Annotated in this window: 19 protein-coding genes; 11 read left to right on the top strand and 8 right to left on the bottom strand. The window is 59.1% G+C overall.

Annotated elements, in window-relative coordinates; genetic code table 11:
• Positions 1-179 precede the first annotated feature (179 nt).
• The 3 genes from R5M92_RS11020 to ald all read left to right on the top strand — a co-directional run bounded on the left by R5M92_RS11020 (position 180) and on the right by ald (position 4,279).
• Positions 180-1,523 carry an aspartate aminotransferase family protein gene (locus R5M92_RS11020; RefSeq protein WP_346795997.1) on the top strand — a complete coding sequence of 448 codons (1,344 nt, stop codon included), beginning with the start codon at positions 180-182 and terminating at the stop codon, positions 1,521-1,523.
• A 49-nt stretch (positions 1,524-1,572) separates the two neighbouring features.
• Positions 1,573-3,063 (top strand): CoA-acylating methylmalonate-semialdehyde dehydrogenase, encoded by a 1,491-nt coding sequence (locus R5M92_RS11015; RefSeq protein ID WP_346795996.1) that lies wholly within the window; start codon positions 1,573-1,575, stop codon positions 3,061-3,063.
• 103 nt (positions 3,064-3,166) lie between these two features.
• A complete protein-coding gene (gene ald / locus R5M92_RS11010; RefSeq protein WP_346795995.1) occupies positions 3,167-4,279 on the top strand; it encodes an alanine dehydrogenase in 1,113 nt (370 codons plus the stop codon).
• Positions 4,280-4,391: 112 nt separating this feature from the next.
• Here ald and R5M92_RS11005 read toward each other — a convergent pair whose 3' ends face one another.
• Both R5M92_RS11005 and R5M92_RS11000 read right to left on the bottom strand, forming a co-directional pair.
• Positions 4,392-5,828: an iron-containing redox enzyme family protein gene (locus tag R5M92_RS11005; RefSeq protein ID WP_346795993.1), complete on the bottom strand. Its 1,437-nt coding sequence runs from the start codon at positions 5,826-5,828 to the stop codon at positions 4,392-4,394.
• A 93-nt stretch (positions 5,829-5,921) separates the two neighbouring features.
• Positions 5,922-6,119, bottom strand: a complete 198-nt coding sequence (locus R5M92_RS11000; RefSeq protein ID WP_346795992.1) for a hypothetical protein — start codon at positions 6,117-6,119, stop codon at positions 5,922-5,924.
• Between the two features lie 10 nt (positions 6,120-6,129).
• On the opposite strand from R5M92_RS11000, the gene R5M92_RS10995 reads away from it, so the two are divergent.
• Positions 6,130-7,218, top strand: coding sequence for an AI-2E family transporter (locus R5M92_RS10995; RefSeq protein ID WP_346795990.1), 1,089 nt, complete (start codon positions 6,130-6,132; stop codon positions 7,216-7,218).
• A gap of 111 nt (positions 7,219-7,329) precedes the next feature.
• Here the strand turns inward: R5M92_RS10995 and R5M92_RS10990 are convergent, their stop codons facing one another.
• The 3 genes from R5M92_RS10990 to R5M92_RS10980 form a co-directional block, all read right to left on the bottom strand.
• Entirely contained in the window at positions 7,330-8,088 is a 759-nt protein-coding gene (locus tag R5M92_RS10990) for a phosphatase PAP2 family protein (RefSeq protein WP_346795988.1), read from the bottom strand.
• Between the two features lie 110 nt (positions 8,089-8,198).
• Complete coding sequence (locus tag R5M92_RS10985) at positions 8,199-9,005, bottom strand: alpha/beta hydrolase (RefSeq protein ID WP_346795987.1); 807 nt, start codon at positions 9,003-9,005, stop codon at positions 8,199-8,201.
• Between the two features lie 179 nt (positions 9,006-9,184).
• Complete coding sequence (locus R5M92_RS10980) at positions 9,185-9,400, bottom strand: DUF2945 domain-containing protein (protein ID WP_346795986.1); 216 nt, start codon at positions 9,398-9,400, stop codon at positions 9,185-9,187.
• Positions 9,401-9,658: 258 nt separating this feature from the next.
• Here R5M92_RS10980 and R5M92_RS10975 point away from each other — a divergent pair, with 258 nt between their 5' ends.
• From R5M92_RS10975 to R5M92_RS10955, 5 genes are all read left to right on the top strand, one after another.
• The gene (locus tag R5M92_RS10975) at positions 9,659-10,402 is read left to right on the top strand and encodes a Crp/Fnr family transcriptional regulator (RefSeq protein ID WP_346795984.1); all 744 of its coding nucleotides are present in this window, start codon (positions 9,659-9,661) and stop codon (positions 10,400-10,402) included.
• A 181-nt stretch (positions 10,403-10,583) separates the two neighbouring features.
• Positions 10,584-11,423 (top strand): glycine betaine ABC transporter substrate-binding protein, encoded by an 840-nt coding sequence (locus R5M92_RS10970; protein ID WP_346799347.1) that lies wholly within the window; start codon positions 10,584-10,586, stop codon positions 11,421-11,423.
• Positions 11,424-11,695: 272 nt separating this feature from the next.
• The gene (locus R5M92_RS10965) at positions 11,696-13,168 is read left to right on the top strand and encodes an Nramp family divalent metal transporter (RefSeq protein WP_346795983.1); all 1,473 of its coding nucleotides are present in this window, start codon (positions 11,696-11,698) and stop codon (positions 13,166-13,168) included.
• 123 nt (positions 13,169-13,291) lie between these two features.
• Positions 13,292-13,867 (top strand): hemerythrin domain-containing protein, encoded by a 576-nt coding sequence (locus R5M92_RS10960; RefSeq protein WP_346795982.1) that lies wholly within the window; start codon positions 13,292-13,294, stop codon positions 13,865-13,867.
• Positions 13,868-14,072: 205 nt separating this feature from the next.
• Positions 14,073-14,324 carry a hypothetical protein gene (locus tag R5M92_RS10955; RefSeq protein ID WP_346795981.1) on the top strand — a complete coding sequence of 84 codons (252 nt, stop codon included), beginning with the start codon at positions 14,073-14,075 and terminating at the stop codon, positions 14,322-14,324.
• An 86-nt stretch (positions 14,325-14,410) separates the two neighbouring features.
• Here R5M92_RS10955 and R5M92_RS10950 read toward each other — a convergent pair whose 3' ends face one another.
• From R5M92_RS10950 to R5M92_RS10940, 3 genes are all read right to left on the bottom strand, one after another.
• On the bottom strand, positions 14,411-14,764 hold the full coding sequence (locus R5M92_RS10950) for a hypothetical protein (protein WP_346795979.1): 354 nt from the start codon (positions 14,762-14,764) through the stop codon (positions 14,411-14,413).
• Positions 14,765-15,194: 430 nt separating this feature from the next.
• Positions 15,195-15,617 (bottom strand): ferritin-like domain-containing protein, encoded by a 423-nt coding sequence (locus R5M92_RS10945; RefSeq protein ID WP_417338764.1) that lies wholly within the window; start codon positions 15,615-15,617, stop codon positions 15,195-15,197.
• Positions 15,618-15,874: 257 nt separating this feature from the next.
• Positions 15,875-16,402: a cytochrome b gene (locus tag R5M92_RS10940; protein ID WP_346795975.1), complete on the bottom strand. Its 528-nt coding sequence runs from the start codon at positions 16,400-16,402 to the stop codon at positions 15,875-15,877.
• A gap of 265 nt (positions 16,403-16,667) precedes the next feature.
• On the opposite strand from R5M92_RS10940, the gene R5M92_RS10935 reads away from it, so the two are divergent.
• Positions 16,668-17,237, top strand: coding sequence for a YgjV family protein (locus R5M92_RS10935; protein ID WP_346795974.1), 570 nt, complete (start codon positions 16,668-16,670; stop codon positions 17,235-17,237).
• Positions 17,238-17,308: 71 nt separating this feature from the next.
• A complete protein-coding gene (locus R5M92_RS10930; protein ID WP_346795972.1) occupies positions 17,309-19,264 on the top strand; it encodes an alkaline phosphatase family protein in 1,956 nt (651 codons plus the stop codon).
• The last annotated feature ends 11 nt before the right edge of the window (positions 19,265-19,275 follow it).

The following is a 19,275-nucleotide window of genomic DNA, read 5'->3' as shown; positions in this document are numbered from 1 at the left end:
CCAGGCAATCGCTTCGCCAGGCGTTCTCCGATGTCGTCACCAGAGTAGCGAGGCGATATCATAAAGTTAAGTAAATGCTTGCATGAGATTAAACAACTTTTTATTTAATTAATGAAAAGAGCGTCCTAGTCTGGTTGTGACACCATTCAATAATGGCAATAAGTACAGAGGTAGTGGCCATGTCAGCTCAAGAGTTTTCCCCTACCGCCGGGCTCAGCGCCGAGCAGCTCGACGCCTACTGGATGCCTTACACCGGCAACCGGCAATTCAAGCGCGACCCGCGCATCATCGTCGGTGCCAAGGGCAGTTATCTCAAGGATGCCCAGGGCCGCGATGTATTCGACGGCCTCTCCGGGCTGTGGACGTGTGGCGCCGGGCACTCCCGCCCGGAAATCGCCGACGCGGTAAGCAAGCAACTGCGCGAGCTGGACTACGCGCCGGCCTTCCAGTTCGGTCATCCCAAGGCCTTCGAGCTGGCCCATCGCCTGCGTGAGCTGACCCCGAAGGGCCTGGATTACACCTTCTTCACCGGTTCCGGTTCCGAGAGCGCCGATACGTCCCTGAAGATTGCGCGTGCTTACTGGCGCAAGAAGGGCAAGCCCACCAAGACCAAGCTGATCGGGCGGGCCAAGGGCTATCACGGGGTCAATTTCGGTGGCTTCAGCCTGGGCGGTATCGGTGCCAACCGGGCGCTCTACGGCCAGGGGGTCGATGCCGATCACCTGCCGCACACCCTGATCCCGGAGAACGCCTTCACCCGTGGCATGCCCGAGCGCGGCGCCGAGAAGGCCGACGAGTTGCTGGAGCTGATCGCGCTGCACGACGCCTCCAACATCGCCGCTGTGATCGTCGAGCCGCTGGCCGGCTCGGCGGGGGTGATTCCGCCGCCCAAGGGATACCTGAAGCGGCTGCGCGAGATCTGCGACCAGCACGACATCCTGCTGATCTTCGATGAGGTGATCACCGCTTTCGGCCGCATGGGTTCCATGACCGGTGCCGAGGAATTCGGCGTCACCCCCGACATCATGAACTTCGCCAAGCAGTTGACCAACGGTGCGGTCCCCATGGGCGGCGTGATCGTTCAGGGCGAGATCTACCACACCTTCATGGAGCAGGGCGGGCCCGATTACATGCTCGAGCTGCCCCATGGCTACACCTATTCGGGGCACCCGGTGGCGTGTGCCGCGGCCCTGGCGGCCCTGGACGTGCTCGAGCAGGAACGCCTGGTCGACCGCGTACGCGAGATGAGCCCGGTCTTCGAAGAAGCGCTTCACGGGCTCAAGGGCACGCGCTATATCAGCGATATCCGCAATTATGGACTCGCCGGCGCCCTGCAGATCGAACCCTATCCCGGTGAGCCGGCCCGCCGTCCCTACGAGATCGCCATGAAGTGCTGGGAGAAAGGGTTCTACGTGCGCTACGGCGGCGACACCATCCAGCTCGGCCTGCCCTTCATCGTCGAGCGTGAGGAGATCGACCGGGTCGTCAACGTGATCGGCGATGCCATCAGCGAACTGAATTGAAACCCTGACTCCTGAAGACTAAACCGACAGACCCAACAAGAGGCAACTCATGACAACACTCGGCCATCTGATCAACGGTGTGCGTGTCGACCGCGAAGAGCGTACCCAGGATATCTTCAACCCCTCCGTCGGCGAGGTCGCCGGCCAGGTGAGCCTGGCGAGCAAGGCTACCGTCGAGGAGGCCATTGCCGCCGCCGAGGCCGCCTATCCGGCCTGGCGTGACACTCCGGCCGCCAAGCGCGCCCGGATCATGTTCCGCTTCAAGCAGCTGCTGGAAGAACACGCCGACGAAATCGTCCGTCTGGTCGGCCAGGAACACGGCAAGATCGTCCATGATGCGCGGGGCGAACTCGCCCGGGGTATCGAGAACGTCGAGTACGCCTGCTACGCCCCGGAGCTGCTCAAGGGCGAGCATAGCAAGAACACCGGCCCCAGCATCGACTCCTGGAGCGAGTTCCAGCCGCTGGGTGTGGTGGCCGGCATCACGCCGTTCAACTTCCCGGCGATGGTACCGCTGTGGATGTATCCCATGGCCATCGCCTGCGGCAACACGTTCGTCCTCAAACCCTCCGAACGTGACCCCAGCTCGGCGCTCTACATTGCCGAGCTGGCCCAGGAGGCGGGGCTACCTGCCGGCGTGATCAATGTGGTCAACGGTGACAAGGAAGCCGTCGACACCCTGCTCGATGACCCGCGCGTGCAGGCTGTCAGCTTCGTCGGTTCCACCCCGATCGCCGAATACATCTATTCTCGGGCAAGCGCGAACGGCAAGCGCTGTCAGGCCCTGGGCGGCGCCAAGAACCACGCCATCGTCATGCCCGACGCCGACATGGACAACGTGGTCAACTCCTTGAACGGGGCGGCCTTCGGTTCGTCGGGTGAGCGTTGCATGGCGCTATCCGTGGCGGTGGCCGTGGGTGACGAAGCCGCCGATACGCTGATCGCCAAGATGCAGGAGCAGATGAAGTCGCTCAAGGTCGGCCCATTCTCCGACAAGAGCAACGACTTCGGCCCGGTGATCACCAAGGCGCACCAGGAGAAGGTCTGCGGCTATATCGACAGTGCCGAAAAGCAGGGCGCCACTATCGTGGTCGATGGCCGCGGTGTTCAGGTGCCGGGGCACGATAACGGCTTCTATGTGGGCGGTACCCTGATCGACCGGGTGACCCCCGAGATGACCTGTTACCAGGAGGAGATCTTCGGCCCGGTGCTGCTGGTGGTGCGAGCCGCTTCCATGGATGAGGCGATGAAGTTGATCGACGATCACGAGTACGGCAACGGCACTTGCATTTATACCCGCGACGGGGAAGCGGCGCGTTATTTCAGCGACCGTATCCAGGTGGGCATGGTGGGCATCAACGTGCCGCTGCCGGTGCCGGTCTCCTACCACAGCTTCGGCGGCTGGAAGCGTTCGCTGTTCGGTGATCTCTCCGCCTACGGTCCCGATGCGGTGCGTTTCTACACGCGGCGCAAGACGATCACCCAGCGCTGGCCGTCGGCCGGGGTCCGCGAAGGCTCGCAATTCTCGTTCCCCTCCTGATCGAGCCGGGACTGACGATAGCAGCGCATGGCCATGGGCCATGCGCTGGGCATCCTGACAAGAGTCGACCTAACAAGAGACGATCCAACAAGAGACAACAACCATGCAGATTGCCATTCCCAAGGAAATCAAGAACCACGAATACCGCGTCGCCTTGACTCCCACCGGCGCCCGCGAGCTGATCGGCCGAGGCCATGGCGTCACCGTGCAGGCCGGGGCGGGGGAAGGCGCCGGATTCGCCGACGATGCCTATGAAGCCGCCGGGGCCCGCATCGAAGCCGATGTGGCCAAGGTGTGGGATAGCGCCGAGCTGATCCTCAAGGTCAAGGAGCCGCAGTCTGAAGAGGTCAAGCGCCTGAAGTCGGGGCAGACGCTATTCACCTATCTCCATCTGGCTGCCGAGGAGTCCTTGACTCGAGGCCTTATCGACAGTGGCGTCACCTGCATCGCCTACGAGACCATCACCGACCGTCAGGGCGGCCTACCGCTGTTGGCGCCGATGAGTACGGTGGCTGGCCGCATGGCTATCCAGGCGGGGGCGCACAGTCTGGAGAAGGCCCAGGGTGGTTCCGGCGTTCTGCTGCCTGGTGTTCCCGGCGTGGCCCCGGCCAGGGTCGCCGTGATCGGCGGTGGGGTAGTGGGTGAGAATGCCGCGCGCATGGCGCTCGGCCTGGGTGCCGAGGTGACGGTGCTCGACAAGTCGATTCCCCGCCTGGAAGTGCTCGATGACCGCTATCAGGGGCGCATGAAGACGGTGTTTTCCACTGCTGACGCCATCGACGAGGCAGTGCGCGAGTCCGACCTTATCGTGGGCGCCGTGCTGATTCCCGGTGCCGCCGCGCCCAAGCTGATCACACGCGCGATGCTTGCCGACATGAAGCCCGGCAGCGTGCTGGTGGACGTCGCCATCGACCAGGGCGGCTGCTTCGAGACCAGCAAGGCCACTACCCACGCCGAGCCGACCTACATTGTCGATGGCGTGGTGCATTACTGCGTGGCGAACATGCCGGGGGCGGTGGCGCGAACTTCCACCCAGGCGCTGACCAATGCCACTCTGCCGTACATCATTGCGCTGGCCGACAAGGGATGGAAACAGGCGCTGGCCGACGACCCGCATTTCCTGCCCGGCCTCAACGTGCACAACGGCCAGGTGACCTACCGGGCCGTGGCTGATGCCTTTGGTCTGGAAAGCGTCGATCCGGCCAGTCTGGTATAACGTCGGGTTCAAACATGGGCGGCACTTTCGGCTTTCAGCACGCTCGGGCGAGTTGAAACCGGAAGTGCCGGTCAAGCTGCGTTTTCTCCAAGGGGAGTCGAGCCTCCCTCGTCTATGGCACACTGGCGGAGAAAATCTGGGTGGCCGCCAGGCCCGCCGCAGTGGCATGTTGCGAAGGGCCCATCAAGTCGATCAGGTACTCGATTCGTGTTGCTTCCGGCAGTTGCCTTAACTCTTCTTTCTTGAACTCGACGCTCCGATCCAGGTCTTTCGGCCGCTCCTGCTGCTGGCTCGCCGGTACCCGCAACGGCGAGCCAGCCGCGCGATGGTGGCGGAAGGGCGTGGCGGAGCCGGGCTCGCTCCGGGTTTCGACATCCACGACGTGCACGTCTTTGCCATGATCGAGCCAATCTCCGGCAATCCAGTCGTAAAGCAGCTGTTTCTCGGAAGGACTGAAGACGCCATACATAGGCGGTTTCTTGCTATCGTCGATGAGCTTCCAGAAAGGGCTGGACTGTGGGTCCTGGTGGCGCTTTATCAGCCCCGTCTCTTGCATCACTTGCAGGAAGTCTTCGATCAGTTCGGGATCATTGAGCCATTCGTTGATCGTCAGATTACCGATCCGCTTGTAGTCGGAGTGAACATAGCGGCCGAAGACGCTCTTGTGTTTCAGCATGGCGACGAGTTCCTTCTCTAGATCGAAGGTCTCGATGATATCGGTAGCGCCAAGGCCCAGCTCATTTAGCCGATAGCCGTTGGCGACTCGCGCCATGAATCGCTGAGGATCGCTATCTTCTGGCAGCATGTTCAGTACCGACTGCATGGCCCGGCGTGCATGGCCCGTGCTGGCGTTGTCGATCGTGACATGAAGGGAAAAGTAGTAGGGATCGATACCCAATTCATCGAGCTCGAACGCGGTGATCAGTAGATGCAGGGGAAGCTTCTCGTAGCCGAGGTTATAGCCAATCAGTTCGGGCAGGAATCGGTCGGCTTGGTAGGCCAGGGAGAGCTGCAGCGCTCCTTGCGTATAGTGCTCGTCGCTCATCTCCGGCAGGATGTCACACCCGTATCGCGCGAGCAGGCGGCGATAAAGCACGACATGATTCTGGCTCGGTTCACCGTCGCCCAATTCCTCAAGATAGGTTCGGATCAGCGGGTGAAAACGCTCATCCGCCCAGTTAGGCAGCACCCCATAGAGCCAGGCGCCATCGACCAGCTTGGTGGGAGCGACTCGCTGCAGAAAAGTCAGCGCGTGAGCACGACAGGTAAAGTAGCGTCGTGGTTGGCCCTGCCGGCGCTGGTCGAGATACGCTGCGTACTGCGCTCCTGTCTCGGCGGTTTCGCGCTCCAGCCAGTCACCCAGCACGTGAGGCCGAGACGGCATATCGCACGGCAGGCGTGAGGCTTCGTCAAGCTGGGACAGCAGGAACTCGTAGGAAAGTTGTCGGTTCTGCTGTGCTAGTGGCTCATTCAGCATCGAATGATAAACGCTTTTGGCGCTGCCAGGCGGAGCGGCCGCCGGCTTATCCTGCAGCAAGTAGGAGATCATCCTGATGTCCTCATATCCGTTTAAACGCTCGATGAGGCTGACCATCGAGCCATCGCCACTGCATGAGTGGTGTCCATGTCGCTTCGATCCAGCTTAGTCAAGACAGGTGGGGGGCTCAAGCAGGTCGAATGCCTGGATCCGTGCCGACGATGACGGCTCGCCTTGAGCTTGCTTGCCTCGAACCTGGCGGGTCTGCTGTTCAAAGTCGCTATCCTGTCTATCCTGAATGGGGGTCGGACCCATCACGAAACGAGCACGGATGGCGGTGGTGCCCGTCAGGCTCGGCCACATGGAGCGTCGTATGCACTCGCAAGAAAGCAGGGTTTCGCTAAAGGAATTCGCCCGGAGAGTCTGGATTACGGTCGGTATCGTAGGCTCGGTGATAGTCCTGCTGTTGGCGCTGTGGCTGGGTAGCACGATGGTATTGATGACAGGTGCGGGGCTGTTGCTCGCCCTGGCACTTTATATACCCTCGCACTGGCTCAGCCGGCACAGTTTTCTGTCGTATCGTTGGGCGCTGGCAGTCGTGTTGCTGGTCATCCTGGGCCTCCTGGCGCTGTTCGGCATGAACTTCTCCTCCAACGTCACGCAGCAATCGCAGCAGTTTCTGGACGTTCTCCCGGAATCATTGGAAGAGATCAAGGCCAACGTAGGGGAATGGCCCCTGGGAACCCAGGTGCTGAATCAGATGGAACAGAACGGCTCGGCCCAGGACATGATGGGGAGCGGGTTGTCACGTGTCACGTCGTTCTTCTCTTCGACGCTTGGCGCACTGGGCAATGTGGTCGTGGTCATGTTTATCGGTCTGTTCGTCGCGTTCGAGCCCTGGACCTACCGTAACGGCCTGCTGGCGGTTGTCTTCCCCAAACATCGCGATGGCGCTTTCGAACTGCTGATGGCGGTCGAGAGAAGAATGAGCTGGTGGCTGCTCGGTAGACTCGCCTCGATGATGGCGATCGGTCTGTTGACGGGAATCGGGCTCTGGCTGATCGGGATTCCCATGGCACTTTCCCTGGCCTTGTTGGCTGCCGTGCTTGCCTTCGTTCCCTACCTGGGACCGATCATTTCCGCCATTCCTGCCTTGCTGGTGGCCGTTACCATCGGCCAGAGTGCCCTTCTCTATGTGGTGATCCTGTATGCGCTGGTGCAATTTCTGGAGAGCTACCTCATCACACCGTTCATTCAGCGCGAAGCGGTGAGTATTCCGCCTGGCCTGTTGATCATCGTGCAACTCTGGCTCAGCCTGCTTGCCGGGCTATGGGGCCTGCTGCTGGCGGGTCCGTTGACCGCGCTGGTAATGGTAGTCGTCAGGCACGTGTATGTTGATGGGTGGCTACGCGAGCGTGAGGCGGACTCCACGGAGCCGGGATCTAGTGAAAAGCATGAATAGTGAAGAGTAACGCTGAAGAGTAATGCTAAGGCACGAGATTGAAGGAGCGAGCGAGACAACAAGGGCGGGCCGGCGCAATAAGCGCGCACGACCCGCTGATAGGCGCCACATTCAGTCCACCTGGGTGGAGTCTGGTTGCTCCGCTTCCACCTGTCCCCGTTGCTGCAACCAACGCATCACCAGCCAGCACAACGCCGCCCAGGCCGAGCCAGCCGCCCAGCCGGCGATCACATCGCTTGGCCAGTGGACGCCGAGATAGACACGACTCGAGCCGACCAGAAGGGTAAGCAGTATCGCCATCAGCAGCAGGTACGCCTTCAAGCGAAGCTGTGACTGCATGCGGCTGAGCAGCGCCGCGAGTGTGAGGTAGGTCACCGCGGACATCATCGCGTGGCCGCTGGGAAAGCTCGCGGTATAGACGATCGACTCATGGGGTACGAGATCGGGGCGAGGCCGATCGAAGCCGGCCTTCATCAGCATGCTGGTTATCACGCCGCCGGGGACCGCAACCGTCGTGAAGAGCGCGGCGCGAAAGCGCCGAGCCAGCAGCAGAAAACCCAAGCCCCCGAGTGTGATCAGCATGAGCACGCCCACACCGCCAAGCGCAGTGAAATCGCGCCCCAGCTCCTCCACCCAGCCGGGACCGAGGGGGTCGGCGTGGTCGGCCGGGTTGCGCAGGGCAAGTAGAATGGCTTCATCGATGCTTTGGGTGTCGCCCTCGAAGACTTCGTCGGCCAGCGCGACGAATCCCCAGATTCCGCCCGAAACGACCAGAACGCACAACAGAACCGAAAGCTCATGACGACCGAGACCGGTAAGCAGCGAATAAGCCCGATGCCCGAATTCGCCGCTCTTTTTCAACTGTTTCATATCATCTTCCTTGAAGTGTCTCCCTTGAGTATTCCTCGTACCGCCCGATGAGGCAGGCTGGCAGATCAATCACCTACCAGCCTAGTAACGGCTTGTTTAATCGACAACAGCTATCGAGACAGAAACTCGAGAATGGCGTCGAGCACTTGCGGGGGATGAGACATATGCGGGCAGTGGCCGACAGCGTCGATCACCAGCAGGGTGCTCTTGGGCATGGACGCATGCATATAGTGACCGATGTGCTCGGGCGCCAGAGCGTCGTACTTGCTCTGGATGATCAGCGTGGGGCACGGGACGGCGGAGAGAATATGGCGGTAGTCGGCAGTGAACGTTGCCTGGGCGAAGGTCTTCGCCGCTACCGGATCGATCGAGCAGAAGCTATCGGTGAGTTCGCCGACCAGGCTGACGCCGTTTTCCTGACCCATCACCACGGGGGCGAGATAATTGGCCCAGTCGATATGGTTCATGTCCATCAAGTCGAGCAGATCCTGCAAGTCGCCCTGCTCGAAGCCGCCGTAATAGTCCGGTGGCAGGTTCTGAAAGCAGGGTGAAGGCGAGAGCATCACCAGACGACTGAAGCGCTCGGGCTCGATCTCACTGGCGATCAGGCCGATGATGCTGCTGACCGAGTGACCGACCAGCGTGACATCCGAAAGCTCGAGCGCTTCACAGATATCGAGGATGTCCTGGGCGTAGCCCTCCAGGGTGGCATAGCGCTGCGGATCGAAGGCGGCGAGTTCGGAGTTGCCCGACCCCACGTAATCGAACAGCACCAGAGTGTAATACTGCCCCAGCGCTGGAATCAGAAAACGCCACATCTTCTGATCGCAGCCAAAGCCGTGCGCCAGCATCAGGGTGCGCTCGCCCTGGCCCGTTACCTTGACGTTATTACGCCGCAGGACATCGGAATTTGCCATGCAGTCTCCTTTTCGAGGTAGCAAGATCATCTCGTCCTTCCGCGCAGTTGATCAACTTTTTGACGCTTTGAAGAGAGCTTGCCGTGACTTTTATTGGCATTCGGCTTGAGCTTGTACTTAAGTACTTGAGATTGTTCTGTTTTGACCAGAACAGGTATGCGTATTATCGGCGCCTGCGGTTAATCCTCTACCTTGCTGAGCGTTGAATCCTTATGCATGGCGACATGATCGGTTTTGTCACTCTCGATCTCGTATTGCGGCTCATCCTCGCTGGCATGACGTTTATGCCCCTTGTATTCCGTGTCCTGGGTATGGACCCGGATGATACGTCCGCTGACGTGTCCCGCCTCGGAATTCCAGCGAACATGATCGCCAACCTTGAAACGCTTGGCCATGGCTCACCTCGAATAGATTATTGATTGAAGGTATTACCAGTGTAGATAGGCGCCTCGGCCGTACCAAACGAAGCGTGCGCATTTGTTTGTGCCACGATCATCGAGACGGACAGCGATCAAACCGCACGCAGTGTCTGGCCAGAAACACAGCGGTGAACCATACTCCACGCCTGCAATCGAATATGGTTCAAACAAGCGAGCAGAGACATGCGGCAAGAGGCTTCATTCCTGCCTCGAATTCTGAAGTGGAGCTTAAGAATGGCCGTAAGTTTTAACTCACCGGGCACCTTGATGATCCATAAGTTGGAAAGCATCTTCTCTCTTGCCGACGAGGAGAAGCAGGCCATCGAGGAATTGCCAATTCAAGTTGTCGACCTTAAGTCCGGTCAGGACATCGTGCGTATCGGCGATCATCCGACGCAAAGTTGTCTGGTCCTGGCAGGTTTTACCTGTGTCTACAAGCTGACGTCAGAGGGCAAGCGCCAGATCATGACCCTGCACGTGCCCGGCGATATTCCGGATCTGCAAAGCCTGCATCTGAACGTCATGGATATGAGTATTGCCTCGATCAGCCCCTGCACGGTCGGGTTCATCCAGCACGAGAACCTGCGCGATCTATGCGAGCGCTACCCTCGTATCGGCATAGCCTTCTGGCGCGAGACACTGGTAGACGCCTCGGTCTATAGGGAGTGGCTGCTCAGCGTCGGGCAGCGCGACGCCTATCCCCGTATGGCCCACCTTTTCTGCGAGCTGCTGATGCGCCTGAAAGCGGTGGGGCTGGTTGATGACAACACCTTCGAGCTGCCGATTACCCAGGCGGATCTGGCGGATGCGACTGGCATCACGTCGGTACACATGAACCGGGTGTTCCAGGCGCTGCGTGCCGATGGTCTGATCCAGACCCAGGGAGCCCAGGTGACCTTCCCCGACTGGGAGAAGCTGAAGGAGGCTGGCGATTTCGATCCTCTTTACCTTCACCTGGAAAGGGCCAGCGCTGCCTGAGCCCAAATACCCGCTTGGTATTCTGGCACTATCTAGCTGTGCTTTAGGCGCGCTATTTAGCCACACAATGGTGGGTGAATTGCCTAACCGTAAACGAAGGGGCCGGTTGCAACCGATGGTATGCGGATGCATGATTGAACAACAATTCGTTGAAAAGGTATGCCTGATGATTAAAAAATCCATGCAGTTTTCGACGCTGGCTTTGGCCGTCGGCCTTACGGCAGCGACGGCGCAAGCCCAGGATAAAGGTACTGTTCATCTGGCCTATGTCGAGTGGTCTTCGGAAGTGGCCTCGACCAATGTAGTCCGTGCCGCATTGGAGCAGCAGGGTTATGAGGTCGAAATGACTGCGCTGTCGGCCGCCGCGATGTGGCAGGCCGTGGCCAGTGGCGATGCTGATGCGATGGTAGCAGCCTGGCTACCTACGACTCACCAGGATTACATGGATCGGGTGGGCGAGAGTGTCGAGGATCTGGGTCCGAATCTTGATGGCACCAAGCTTGGCCTGGTGGTTCCCGATTATTCCGAGCTCGAAACGATCAGCGACATCAACGACCATGCCGATGCGCTCGGCAACCAGATCATTGGTATTGACCCGGGCGCTGGCTTGATGGGTCTGACCGAAGACGTGATCGAAGCCTACGATCTCGATATCAACCTGCGCAGCGGAAGTGGTGCGACCATGACCGCAGCATTATCCAGTGCCATCACTAACGAGGAAGAAGTCGTCGTTACCGGATGGACGCCGCATTGGATGTTTGCCCGCTGGGATCTTCGCTACCTGGATGATCCCGAGAATGTCTATGGTGGGGCCGAGCAGATCCACACCGTGACACGCCAGGGCCTGGAAGAAGATATGCCCGAAGCCTATGCGATTCTCGACAACTTCGAATGGTCTCCCGAACAGATGGGGGAAGTCATGCTCATGAATCAAGAAGAGGATGCCGACCCCTACGAGAACGCCAAGAAGTGGGTCGAAGAGAACCAGGATGTCGTCCAAAAGTGGTTGTCTGAATCCTGAAGGCAGTAGGGTTTAGATGACCCCGTGTTTGGATTGACACAGCTTTAGATTGATACAGTTTTAGACTGACCCAGGAGGCGCTTTTCAGCGCCTCTTTTTTATTGCTGGCAAGTGGCAGAGTCGCGTTAAATCGGCTCTGATTTACCAGCCGCTGCCTGTCTGGTACCGCATTGCAGTTAACGATAAAAGACGTGTAAGCGTGTCTCTTGGCCCAGCGGTGGGTTTAGCTGCTACCTTGATGAGTTCCTAGTGGCTGAAAATAAGGAGGAGACGTGTCAGGGACGAAACAGAAGCAGGACGCTCATTTTCGTGACAAGGTACCTTCACCCCCTCAAGGACGCGGTCGATTCAAGTGGTACGGCCCTGGCCTGCTGTGGATGCTGTCGGCTGTGGGGACAGGTTCGATTCTCTTCACTCCGCGTGTGGCCTCCGCCTACGAGTACCAACTGCTCTGGGTCCTGCTCGTCGTTGTGCTGTTCATGTGGGTAATGATTCGCGAGATGGCCCGCTACTCCATCGTCAGCGGCGACACCATGCTGGAGGGAATGCACACTCTGGAAGGCCCGCGAGACTGGGCGGTATGGATCATCTTCGTGCCCCAATTGTTCGCGGCGGCGATCGGTATCGCCGGGCTGGCCGCTGTGGTGGGCAGCGCCCTGGGCGAATTCCTGCCTGGCAGCAATACCGCCTATGCCATTGGTATGGTGGTCTTCTCCACGGTTTTCACCGCCACCGGCCGCTACTCGCTGATCGAGACGCTGAGCCGATTGATGGCGCTGGCCCTGATGGTGATGGCCATCGTCACGGCGGCCATCGTCTTTCCCGCGCCGCAGGATGTCGCCCAGGGGCTGATGCCTGGCTGGCCGGACGACCCCGACCTTTACATCATCCTGCCGTGGGTGGGGACTATTCTCGCCGGCTCCATGGGTATCGTCTGGTTCGGTTACTGGACCGCCACCCGCGGTTTTGGCGGCGGTTTGCAGAAGCACAAGACCGGGGATCAAGTGCCGGAGTCGTCGCGCAAGGAACTCGAGGGGACCGAGAGCGCCTCTCTGGATAAGCGACTGGCCAACGCCCATGGCTGGATACGGATCATGTCCCGAACCGCTGCCTTGGGGGTCGTCGGTGGCCTGGTGGTGATCTTCTCCTTTCTGGTGCTGGGGTCCGAGCTTCTCGCCCCGGAAGGCATCATGCCAGAAGGCCCCGAGGTCGCGGTGGATCTCACCAATATCTTCTCCGAGGTGTGGGGCGAGTTCGGCAGATACCTGCTGCTGACGGCGATCGTGATCGCACTCGGCGGCAGCATCCTGGCCAATCAGGACGGCTGGGGGCGCAGCTTCGCCGACATGGCCTTGATACTTACCCGAAGCCAGCGCGATGCTCACGACGGTGGCGGGGCGCTGATCAAGGGCCTGGATGCCCTCGACCGGAAGCTGCCGTGGCCGTTGCTCGAGCGCCGCTGGCTCAAGCGCCTCTTCATCGTCACCGTGACCGGGCTGTTACCGGTGATCATCCTGCTGCTGTTCAGCGATCCCGTTCAGGTGATGTCGGCCTCGGGTATCATCGCCGCCGCCCACACGCCATTCATTGCGCTGACCGCGTTATACGTGAACCGGTCACGGCTGCCCGAGAGCCTTCGCCCGGGAATGGCCGCGACGGTAACCATGGGGCTCGCCGGGCTTTTCTATCTCGGCTTCGCCGTTCTCTATCTGTTGAACATGGTGGGGATGTTCGGCGGGGGCTAGGCGCGCCGAACCGAACCGATCGACGATCAGCGATAAAGCTCCAGGTTTGGACCTTACCGCCGTGAGCAACTATGTTGAGGTTACCTACTGCGGTAGGCGTCACAATCCAGAGGAGGGAGACCCATGACGATGCACAGCACTAGCGGATCCACAGCAGATGTCGTCGACATTCTGACTACCGACCATCGGGAGATGATGGAACTGATCGACCAGATCAAGAGCACAAACGATGCCGAAAGGCGCAGAGATTCGGCGGATATGCTGATAGCGGAGGTGATGCGCCATTCGGTCGCTGAAGAGATGTTTGTCTATCCGGTGATCGAAAAGCACGTGCCGAACGGCAGCGAAGAGGTCGAGCACGACAAGAAGGAGCATGATGAGATCGTCCAGGTCATGCAGCAGCTAGAAGATGCCGATGCCTCCGAGCCGGTTTTCATGGAACGAGTGGGCAAGCTTGGTGAATTATTGAACCACCACGCCGACGACGAGGAGTCCGATCAGTTCCCCAAGCTACGTGCGCATATTCCTGGCGATAAACTCGTCGACATGGGCAACAAGGTCCAGAATGCCAAGAAACTGGCGCCGACCCGCCCCCATCCCAGTGCGCCGCATTCCGAGCTCTTCCACAAGAGTGTCGGTGCTGGCGTGGGCATGGTCGACCGCCTGCGGGACAAGCTCTCGGGTAGAATGACGGGGTGACACGTCTGCAAGACTCCGATCTTATCGTTTTTCGGTACCCTCAAAGCCCACGAAAGTATCGTGGGCTTTGTTGTATGCGAATCATCTCAGGACCGACCCTAGTGGGCCACCGTCGATCCTGCATCGGGTGATGTTTATCCAACACTGACGAACAATACGTAGCGCAGTGAAGAGGGCGCAGTACCGACCTTCAGCAATCACGGCGATGACATTGCCCAGCCCGGGGGACGGTTATGCAACGGCACCGGCCAACGCCGCCAACCCCCGGGCCAACAACGAGGCGGGACATATCATTATCCGCTGGCGTGAAAGCCAACTTATTCAACGTCCTGGCAACTGGTCAGCGGGTGCCAATGCGCCGATACAGGATGCGACGGTTGCCGCTAGCGGCCCGGTACGCCCCAGGGCGGCTACCGTGGTCATCCAGAAGCGCGATGGAGGGACGATAGGGGTGTGAGTCGGATCGTTATCATTGGCCTTGCCTTTCCACCTTGAAATAGGCGCCATCCCATACAGTAAAACCACTAGCGTCATCGCTCTTTATCAAGCTGGTTCCAGGCCCTTCCCATCCTGAAGGGCAGGAAATGTCGGCCACATCCACTTCTGCACTGTTAATGCCAGCATTTCGAAAGAGACTCTGTTCATCGATGCGAAATCGTGAGCGGAAATCGTGTCCATAGTATATGTGGGGTCTGTGCAGACTTGGCCATTGCGGCTGGCGGAATCCTCGTTGTAGTGAATGGTATGACCGATCCACTCGTCAGCTTCCTGCTCCGTCATGGCGGTAATCCCCGGGAATCTGACATCCGTTATTTTCCAACTCCCAAAAAGCCAATCATTTTCGGCCGCGACGACAGGCAATGAGAAGAAGAGTGTAAATAAAGCCACAGTGCGCATCGCAAGCCCTCCTTGATGTTATCGACAGTAATCTTGTTGACCCGATGATGGCTGACCGTATTTATATTTTTCATTACAGTGCAAAAAAATATAAAGGCAATACCAAGGTTGTCATATACCTATATTGAAATGATGAGCTTTGTTGAATTAGGTGGGCCAGTTATTTAATTGGAATGTTTGATGGTATGGGTAATAAACGGAGAGTGAGGAAGTTGAATTATTGCCGAGATTAGGCTGGGATTATTTATAATGTATTGTTGTTCATCAGGGTGGGCCGGTTAGTTGAAGCCCACCCTAAACATTGTGGTAGAACTCGCTTGCGAGTCTGATAGGTAAGGTTTCAATGCTGGCTCGCTATCTTGTGCTTACTGCTAACTCTCGACTATCTGCAATGCGATCCATGCATCCATCACAACTCCGTCAAGCAAGCTCAACCGGCTTTCTTGTTGACGTTTTCCATGGCCAAGGTGGACAGTTTTTCATCGGTGGATTTTTCCTCCTTGAGGGTTTCCGCCAGGATATTCTTGGCCTTGGTGTAGCCTAACTGTTCGGCTAGAGAACACAGTGTGCCGTAGGTGGCGATCTCGTAATGCTCCACCTTCTGGGCGGCGCCAATCAGGCCGGCATCGCGCACGGGACCTTTTTCGGTCGCCTCGATCAGCTCTTGCGCTTCCTCGATCAAGCTCTCCATGGCATAGCACTTGAGCCGCTTGATGCGAATATCGGGTACGCTGTCGGCCGCCTGCTCGAGCCTTTCCACCTGCTCCTGCGTCTCCTCGAGGTGATGCTTGTAGGCATCGACCAGCTTGGGATCATCCGCCGCACGAGCCATCTTGGGGAGCGCGCGCGTCATTTGCTTTTCGGCACTGTTCGTCTCGGACAAAAGACGAACGAAAAGTTCTTTGGCATCTTTAATGACCATGTTCTACTCCGTCTCGGTTGATGAGAATTACCCGCAGTAAGCGCATGCGGTAATTTAAAGCTAGCAGGGATTCTGCCCGTGACAAACCTAAGTCGGGTGAGTTAATAGAATGTTGATAACGCGACTGATGGCGGTGCCAGTCGCGTGTTCTTGAGGGGCGAAGAGGAGTGGCTGTCGAGACCTGAACGTTACTTCACCAACATACGCTCCATTACATCGTGGTCGCCGGTACGGCGGTGCCACACAGTCATGACGATATGTCCGATCACCAGTACCAGCAGTGTCCAGCCGAGAAAACCATGCAGTAGACTGCCGAGCGAGGTCATCCACTCGATTTCGTCACCTTCGAAGCCGGGCATCAGGGGAATGCCAAGCGGAGAGAATGCCCGTCCGGAGCCATATTGACGCAGCAGGGCCAGCGCGGGCACGGCGAACATCAACAGGTAGAGCGACAGGTGGCCGAGCGTTGCCATGCGATTGATCTCGGATGGTCGGTTGGCTCGGTCAAGCAGCGCCCAGATGATTCGTATCATGACCAGTAGCATCAACAGGACTCCCATCGGCTTGTGAGTCGCCCACAGCAGTTCATCCAGTGCGCTTTCGCTGACCAATTGTCGTGCCCCTGTTGTGGCGAATTGCCAGGCGAAAGCAACCGCCATCCCCCAATGTAGATAACGACTGATTCGTCCGTAATGTCGCGGTGCCGCTGTGCTCATCGATTCTCTCCTATGGGAATGGTGGATGCCGAAAGCTAGAGGAGCCATGATATCGCGACTGTTACGATCAGAGGGCGAGGGAGCCAGCGGCAAGACGCATTTCCATGATCACTCCGCATTTCACGACCTCTCTGCACTTCACGACCTCTCTGCACTTCACGACCTCTCCTGATGTGCGGTTACCAGCCAGAACATTTCGAACCCGAGAATGCGCGTTGGTGTGCGACCATGGGTAACGGAACGACCGAAAAGAGGGCAACGCACAATGCTGGACAACCTGAGCCATGGCGCTCTGGCCGGGCAGGTTTGCGGCTTGGTGGCGCTGGTGATCTGCCTGGTCGCCTTTGCTAGCAAAAACGACGACCGCATGTTGATGCTGCTGATTTCCGCCAATGTGGCGTTTGCGCTGCAGTTTGCTTTCTTTGCGAGCTGGACTGCCACGGCGCTGACGGTACTGGTGATCGTGCGCATTGTACTGGCTCGCCGCTATCTGGGTAGCCGGCGGGTAATGACGGGCGTGCTGGTAGCCAGCGGTATTGCGGCGACGCTCACTTGGCAGAGCTGGATCGATATCCTGCCCTTGACCGCCATGCTGCTGGGTACCATTGGCATGTTTCTGTTGCGCGGTATCGCCATGCGGGTGTTCCTGGGACTGGCCGCCCTGGCGTGGATGCTCAACAACCTGCTGATCGGCACGATTGGCGGCACACTGGCAGAAGCGCTCATCGTCGTGACCAACGCAATCACCATCATGCGCCTGCTGCGCGCCAAGCGACAGTATCCCGAGGCGTTTGACCAGGCCACCGCCAGTTCGACACCCGAGCGGCCGAACTAACGGCGTTGGCCATTCGCCTATGGTGTTGGTACCGTACCGATTGGCTCTTGATACTGTAGGTCGACTCGACAATGACGCCTCCCTCCATGGCGCACCAGTCCTTACCCGACGTGTTAGCAGGCCCGTTACTGAGGCGGTTATCTCCCGAGCGGCTGTTGCTGTGGCTGGTGGGCTCGCGCCCTCTCGAGTTGAATTTGAAGCTGCGTCCTGCAGGGCACCCGGTACGCCAGTTGAGGCTGAACGAGGCACGGCTCCGACGCTTCCCCGTGGGTCGCCATGCCTGGTTTCACCTGATCGATGTCTCCCTGGCCACGCCCTTGCCCACGGGCGTACGCATCGACTATGACCTGAGGATTCAAGATGAGGAAGGGGGCGAGACGGGCATTGCCGACTGGGCGCCTCATCTTCTTCACGCTGGCGCTACTTGTCCGTCTTTTGTGATCGCCGAGCGCCATCATCGTCTTCTGCACGGCTCCTGCCGCAAACCGCATTATGACGGTCCCGACGGGTTGGTTCGCGCCGATGAGTGGCTAGCCCAGCGACGTGACACACCGTCCGAACGGCCTGCCTGGCTGCTGATGACCGGCGACCAGATCTATGCCGACGATGTTGCCGGTCCCATGCTCGTCGCCATCCATGAACTGATCCAGCAACTCGGGCTCTTCGACGAGACCCTGGAGGGCGCCATGGTGCCGCATAGCCAGGCGTTGTATACCGCGGATGCCACCTATTATCGCCGCGACGAACTGTTGCCGGAGGTGACCGGCAACACCAAGCTGCGAGAGCGCTTCTTTGGCGGCGTCAAGAAGCCGGTGTTCACCTCCGTCAATGCCGGCAATCACCTGATGACCTTCGCCGAAGTCATCGCCATGTACCTCTTGGCGTGGTCACCCCAGCCGTGGCGCCTGGTCACGATAGCGCCGCCAACCCTCGACGCTACCCATACTGAAACTTTCGAAACGGAACAGGCGATCATCGAGCGCTTCGCCATGGGACAGCCATGCGTCGCCAGATTACTGGCGCACTTGCCGTCGTTGATGATCTTCGACGACCACGATATCACCGATGACTGGAACCTCACCCGGGACTGGGAGCAGACCGCTTATGACCACCCTTTTTCGCGACGGATCATCGGCAATGCGCTGATGGGGTATCTGCTTTGCCAGGGTTGGGGCAATGACCCGGACCGACTCGCCGAGCCCCTGGACGAGATCATCGCCCTGTTGCAACAGGCGCAGGCGCAAGATGGCTGGTTGCCGGCGGCGGATCATGACGCCCATATCCAGCGGTTGCTGCGTTTTCAGGGCTGGGAATATCGGATTCCGGGCGACCCCTTGTTGCTGGTACTCGATACGCGCACAAGACGATGGCGCAGTGAGCGCAACGCAGGAGATCCTTCGGGACTGATGGACTGGGAGGCCTTGAGCGAACTGCAACAGGCCATGCTCGATGCGGGCTCGGTGACCATCGTGTCACCGGCTCCCATGTTCGGGGTCAAGCTGATCGAGACGATCCAGAAGCTCTTCGTCCTGGCCGGCAAACCGCTGTTGGTAGACGCCGAGAACTGGATGGCCCACCGCGGCGCGGCAAGCGTAATGCTCAATATCTTTCGCCACTCGCGCACCCCGGATCACTACGTGATTCTCTCGGGCGACGTCCACTACTCCTTTACCTACGACATTCGCATCCGCCATCACAGTGGGGGGCCGAAGCTGTGGCAGATCACTTCCAGCGGCCTCAAGAACGCCTTTCCCGATACCTTGCTCGACTGGTTCGACCGCGCCAACCGCTGGCTCTTCGCTCCGCGTTCACCGCTCAATTGGTTCACCAAGCGGCGGCGCATGGTGATCACGCCGCGGGATCCGGACCGTGCCAAGGCCGGTGAGCGGCTGTGGAATGGCTCGGGGATCGGCCTGGTAGACTTCGACGACCAGGGCCGCCCCAGCGAAGTTCGTCAACTCGATGCCCGGGGGTTCGATGTCCGGTTTCCCGCCCCGCGTTCCTCGAGCCCCAGCAACTCTCGGTAGTCGAAGCACCG

The sequence above is a fragment of the Halomonas sp. Bachu 37 genome (genome assembly GCF_039691755.1).
Lineage (GTDB): Bacteria > Pseudomonadota > Gammaproteobacteria > Pseudomonadales > Halomonadaceae > Vreelandella > Vreelandella kashgarensis.
The sequence above is the reverse complement of the archived record's forward strand: the minus strand, read 5'-3'. Positions and strand labels throughout refer to the sequence as shown.